The sequence below is a fragment of the Nocardia sp. NPDC058497 genome (assembly GCF_042720195.1).
Taxonomy (GTDB): Bacteria; Actinomycetota; Actinomycetes; order Mycobacteriales; family Mycobacteriaceae; genus Nocardia.
In genome coordinates, this window is record NZ_JBHXMY010000372.1 from 1 (window position 1) to 5,994 (window position 5,994).

Consider the following 5,994-nt stretch of genomic DNA (forward strand, 5'->3'; position numbering starts at 1 on the left):
CCGGCAACGGTTTTTGCGCTCCAACACCTCGCGCGGGTACACCGTCACCCCGGCCGCCCTGCCCGGGTACACCAACTGGATCGACAGGATGCTGTCGCCGCCGAGGGCGAAGAACGAATCGTCGAGACCGACCGTGTCGATACCCAGAACCTCGGCGAACAGTGCCGCCAGTGTCGTCTCCACCTCGGTGGCCGGTGCCCGGAATTCGGCTCGGCCCGTGGTGAAGTCCGGCTCGGGCAGTGCGGTGCGGTCGAGTTTGCCGTTCGCCGTCACCGGCAGCGCATCGAGCACCACGACGGTCGCGGGCACCATGTGCGAAGCCAGCCGCTCGCCGGCGAACGCGAGGACCGCGGCCGCGTCCAGGTCGGCGGCGGGCTCGGGCTCCACGTACCCGATCAACCGGTCGCCGATGACGGGGTCCCGATGCAGCGTCGCCACCGCGTCGGCCACGCCCGGACAGGCCACCAGTGCCGATTCGACCTCGCCGAGTTCGACGCGGAAACCACGAACCTTGACCTGGAAATCCGACCGGCCCACATAGTCGAGCGCCAGACTCCCGTCCGGTTGCCGCAGCCACCGCGCCAGGTCGCCGGTCCGGTACATGCGCTGTCCCGGGCCCGCGAACGGATCGGCAACGAACCGCGACGCGGTCAAACCCCTCGCGTTGCGGTAACCGCGCGCCAGACCCGGGCCCGCCAGATACAACTCCCCGATGACCCCGAGCGGCACCGGCCGCAACCACCCGTCGAGCACGACCTGCCCGGCCCCGCGAATCGGTCCGCCGATCGTCACCGCCGCGCCCGGCGCCAGCGGCGGACCGGCATCGGTGAGGATCGTGGCCTCCGCCGGACCGTAGGCGTTGAAGAAGCTGCGGCCCGGTGCCCACCGCGACACCAGTTTGGGTGAGGGCGCCTCGCCGCCGACCACGACGGTCCCGAGGTCATCGAGCCCGTCCGGTTCGACCGTTCCCAAGGCCGCCGGCGTCAGCACGGCGTGGGTCACCCGCTCGCGCACCAGGATCTGCGCCAGCTCGCCTCCGCCGTAGACCGTCGGCGGCGCGATCACGAGTCGCCCGCCCGCCCCGAACGCCCAGAGTTGTTCCAGCACCGCCACATCGAAACTGGGTGACGCGAAATGCAGCACCCGGGCACTCGGCCCGATGCCGAATCGCGCACATTGTTCGGCCACCAGATTCGCCAAACCTCGATGCGACACCACCACCCCCTTCGGCACACCTGTCGAGCCGGATGTGTAGATCACGTACGCCGCGGTGTCGGCCCGCACCGGCGATGTTCGCTCCGCATCGGTCACCGGCCCCGCGGGCACCTCCGCGGCCTCCGCGACGAACGCCGGCTCGTCGAGAACCAGCCACGGCACCGGCCCGGGCAGCCGGGCACACCACTCCGACAGGGTGATTCCCACCGCCACACCCGAATCGGCGAGCATGTGCTCGACCCGGCCGGCCGGGTACTGCGGATCCACCGGTACGAACGCCGCCCCCGACTTGGCCACCGCCCATACCGCCAGCACCGCGTCGACCGATCGCGGCAATCCCACCGCGACACCGGCCTCCGGCCCCACGCCCCGACCGATCAACACGCGGGCCAACCGATTCGACTCCGCGTCCAGCTCGCCGTAGGTCCACCACCGATCCCCGCAGACCACGGCGACCGCCCCCGGATCCCGCCGCACCGCTGCCGCCAGCAACTCCGGCAACACCTGCGCCGGCACCGCCGGAGCACCCGACACCGGCGTCAGCTCGCGGCGGTCTGCCGGGGCGAGCAGATCCAGCCGGGCCAGCGGCAGATTCGGGTCGGCGACGGCGGCGCCGATCACGTGCAGAACCCGCCGCAGGGTCGCCGCCATCGTGGCCTGGTCGAAGAGTTCGGGCAGGTACTTGATGTCCAGGCGCAGTCGCGTGTTGTCGACGCGCGCGATCACGCACAGTGGATAGTGCGCGCCGACGGTGCTGGTCACGTCGAGCAGCCGCATGCCGGCGATATCGGTGTCCGCGGTCAGTCCACCACGTTCGATCGGGAAGGATTCGAACACCGTGAGCGTGTCGAATACCGTCCCCGGCCCGGCCACCCGCTCGATGTCGGTCAGACCCACGTAGTGGTGATCGAGCAACGCGGCCTGCTCGGCCTGGATCCGGTCGAGCAGTTCCCCCACGCTCTCGGCGGGGTCGAGCCGGACGCGCACCGGCAGTGTGTTGATGAACAGCCCGATCATCGATTCGATGCCCGCGACCTGCGCCGGCCGCCCGGATACCGTTGCGCCGAACGTCACGTCCGCCCGGGATGTCAACGCGCCGAGCACGATCGCCCATGCCATCTGGATCACGGTGTTGACGGTGATGCCACGGGCCCGCGCGAGGTCGGTCAACGCCGCGGTCTGTTCTTCGGTCAGTTCGCCGAGCACCGCACGCAGTTCGGTGTAGCGGCGGCCGGGGTCGGCCGGAGCCACCAGGGTCGGTCCGTCGGTGCCGTCGAACGCGCGGGTCCAGGCGTCGAGCGACGCAGCCTGGTCCCGCTCGGCGATCCACGCCAGGAAGTCCCGATAGGGACGGACACCAGGCAGTATCGCGGGGTCGCCGTCGGTGGCATAGAGGATCAGAAACTCCTTGAGGAGCAACGGCGTCGACCAGCCGTCGAGCAGCAGGTGATGATTGGTCAGCACCAGCCGGTAGTGCTCCGGCTCCGTGGTGACCAGCATCCAGCGCAGCAGCGGGGCACGAGCCGGATCGAACCGGGTCGCGCGGTCCGCGGCCATCAGCCGATCCCACTCGCGACGGCGTGCACCATCGTCCAGCCCGGACAGGTCGATCTCCGACCAGGGCGCCTCGACGTCGTCGACGACCACCTGAACCGGTCCCGCGGCGGTGTCGGTGACGAATGCGGTGCGCAGATTCGGATGCCGGTCGAGCAGTACCTGCCCGGCTCGGCGCAGTCGCTCCGGATCGACCTGCCCACGCAACTCGAGGACCAATTGCACCAGGTAGGCGTCCATCGAATCCTCGGACACCAGCGCGTGGAACAGCAACCCCTCCTGCAGCGGCGTCAACGGCCAGACGTCGCTCAGCGCCGGATAGCTGTCTTCGAGTCGCTCGATCTCGGGCTGTCCGAGCCTGACCACCGCCAGATCCGACGGCGTCCGCCCGCCCGCCCCGGCGCGGTGGATGTGTGTCGCCCTCGCGGTCAATACCCGGCACCACGATTCCGCCACCTCGCGCACGTCGTCGACGGTGAGCACCCCTGCGGGATACGACCAGATCGCCCGCAACCGCGGCCGGCCCGCACTGTCGAGGGTGGAGGCCTGGACGTCGAGCACCGCCGACACCGGCATATCCGGATTCTGCGCACCGGCGAGATCGTCGTCCACCGGCATCCATCCGTCCGACTGTCTTCCTTCGCCAATCCTCGTGGCGACGTAGGTGAACCCGATCTGCGGCGTCGGCAGCGTCGCCAGTATCGGTCCGGTGTCTTCGTTGAGATACCGCAACAAGCCGTAGCCGATCCCATGGTCCGGGACAGCGAGGCGCTGTTCCTTGACGGACTTGACCGCCGCGCCCAGCGCCGGCCCGCCGGCACACGCGTCGTCGAGATCGATGCCCGACAGATCCAGTCGCATCGGATAACTCGTCGAGAACCAGCCGACCGTCCGGGTCAGGTCCGAGCCGGGGACGCCGCCTTCCGCACGGCCGTGCCCTTCGAGACCGATCACCACATCCGTGAGCGGGTCACCGGAGGCCGTCGTCGCACGCTCGCGCCGCCACTTCGTCACCGCGACCGCCAGCGCGGCCAGCAGTCCGTCGGCCACACTGCCGTGGAATGCCGCGGGCACCTCGGTCAGCAGCGCCTCGGTCACCTCGGCCGAGACTTCGACCTCGACCGTGCGGATGGTGGCGGCCACGTCGATCGCGGGGTCGAGAGGCCGGGACCCGATCACCGGATCGTTGTCGACGGCCATCGCTTGCCACACTGCGAGTTCGGCGGCCCGCTCCGGGCGGCGGGCTGTCTCGACCAGCCCGTGGGCCCACCTGCGCATCGATGTCGCGACCGGGGCCAGATCGGGTAGCTCGCCGGACGAGATCCGCGCCCACGCGGCCGCGAAGTCCCCCACCAGCACCCGCCAGGAAACCCGGTCGATCACCGAATGATGCACCAGCACCAGCACGCTGCCCCGCTCCGCCGCCTCGGCCGGATCGAACCAGACCACCTGCAGCACGGTCCCGGCGCCCGGATCGAGCCGGTCCGCGGCGGCAGCCGACTCCGCCGCCGCGGACGCACGGAACTCGGCGCTTCCCGGCTTCCCCGCCATCGCCACCCGGTGGACGACATCGTCGGCTCGAACCGTCCCGACCGGCAGCACCTCCCACGTCCAGCTCCCCTCGGCGCCCGGGCGCAGCCGCGCGCGCAGCATGTCGTGCCGATCGAGTACCGCCTGCACCGTGCCCGCCAGCCGCTGCTGGTCGATCCCGGCCGGCAGGCCCAGCACCACCGCCTGCGAGAAGCGGTGCAACCCCGACCCCGCGCGGTCGATCAGCCGTCGCATGCTCGGCGTCACCGGCATCGGACCGACACCTCCGCCAGGCAGTTCCTTCGGAAGGCCGACCGCCGCCGTGCTGTCGGGCACGGCGATCCCGGCCAGCCCGGCGACTGTCTTGCGCTCGAAGACGTCGCGTGCGGAGAACACCACACCCGCCGCCCTGGCCCGGGTGACCAGCTGGATCGACATGATGCTGTCACCGCCGAGGGCGAAGAACGAATCATCGAGACCGACTGTGTCGATACCCAATACATCGGCAAAGGATCTGGCGATCGTGCGTTCGACAGGTGTCTCGGGTGCCCGGAACGGTGTGCGCTCGGCGAAGACCGGATCCGGCAATGCTTTACGGTCCAGTTTGCCCACCGGCGTCAACGGAATCCGGTCCAGCACCATGATCGAAGCCGGAACCATATACGACGGCAACCGGCTGCCGAGGTGCTCGGCGAGGACTGTGGTATCGATCGAATACCCAGGCGCGGCAACGACATACGAAACCAGCGAAACAGCCCCGGAATCGTTGTGATGGCCGATGGTGGTGGCGAAACCGACCGTATCGTGAGCGGCGAGCGTCGCATCGATCTCGCCGAGCTCGATCCGCAGACCACGAATCTTCACCTGGAAATCGGACCGGCCCAGATGCTGGATCGTTCCCTCGGCCGTCCACCGGACCACGTCGCCGGTGCGATACATCCGTTCGCCAGGCATCCAGGGGCACGCGACGAAACGCTCGGCCGTCAGGCCTGCCCGGCCATGGTATCCGCGGGCCAGCAGCGGACCCGCGATATACAGTTCACCCGCCACACCGACCGGTACCGGTTGCAGCCGCTGATCCAGCACCCATTCCGAGACACCGCGAATCGGGCTACCGATCGTGACCAACTCACCCGCCACCAGCGGGGCGCTCTGGTTTGTCGTGATCGTGGCCTCGGTCGGACCATATTCGTTCACCATGTCGCGAGCGCTGCCCCACCGCTCGACCAACTCGGTGCCGTAGTCCTCACCACCGACCGCGAGGTGTCCCCAGTCCGGTAACGGCCAACGGGTGTGGTCGATGGTGGACAGTGCGGTAGGTGTGATGAGGACGTGGCTGACGTGCTCGTGGTCGAGTAGTTCGGCGAGTTCGTCGCCGCCGTAGACATCGCTGGGCGCGATGACCATCGTCGCGCCCGCGCATGTCGCCAACAGCAATTCCAGTACCGAAACGTCGAAGCTCGGCGAAGCCAGAAACAAAGTACGGGAATCGGATTCGATGTGCAGCGCGTTCCGGTGCTCGGTGGCGCAGTTGCGGAGTCCACGGTGGGTGACCGCGACGCCTTTGGGTAGCCCGGTCGATCCGGAGGTGTAGATGACGTAGGCGATATCGTCGACACGCAGCGGGCGCACCCGGTCACCGTCGGTGACGGGCCGGTTCTCGACCTCGTCGAGATAGTCCGGTGTCAACCACAC

1 protein-coding gene is annotated in these 5,994 nt (G+C 69.2%); it reads right to left on the bottom strand.

Annotation, left to right across the window (positions count from 1 at the left end):
• The coding region (locus ACFWPJ_RS22275) for an amino acid adenylation domain-containing protein (RefSeq protein WP_378854223.1) at positions 1-5,994 on the bottom strand (5,994 nt) is incomplete at both ends.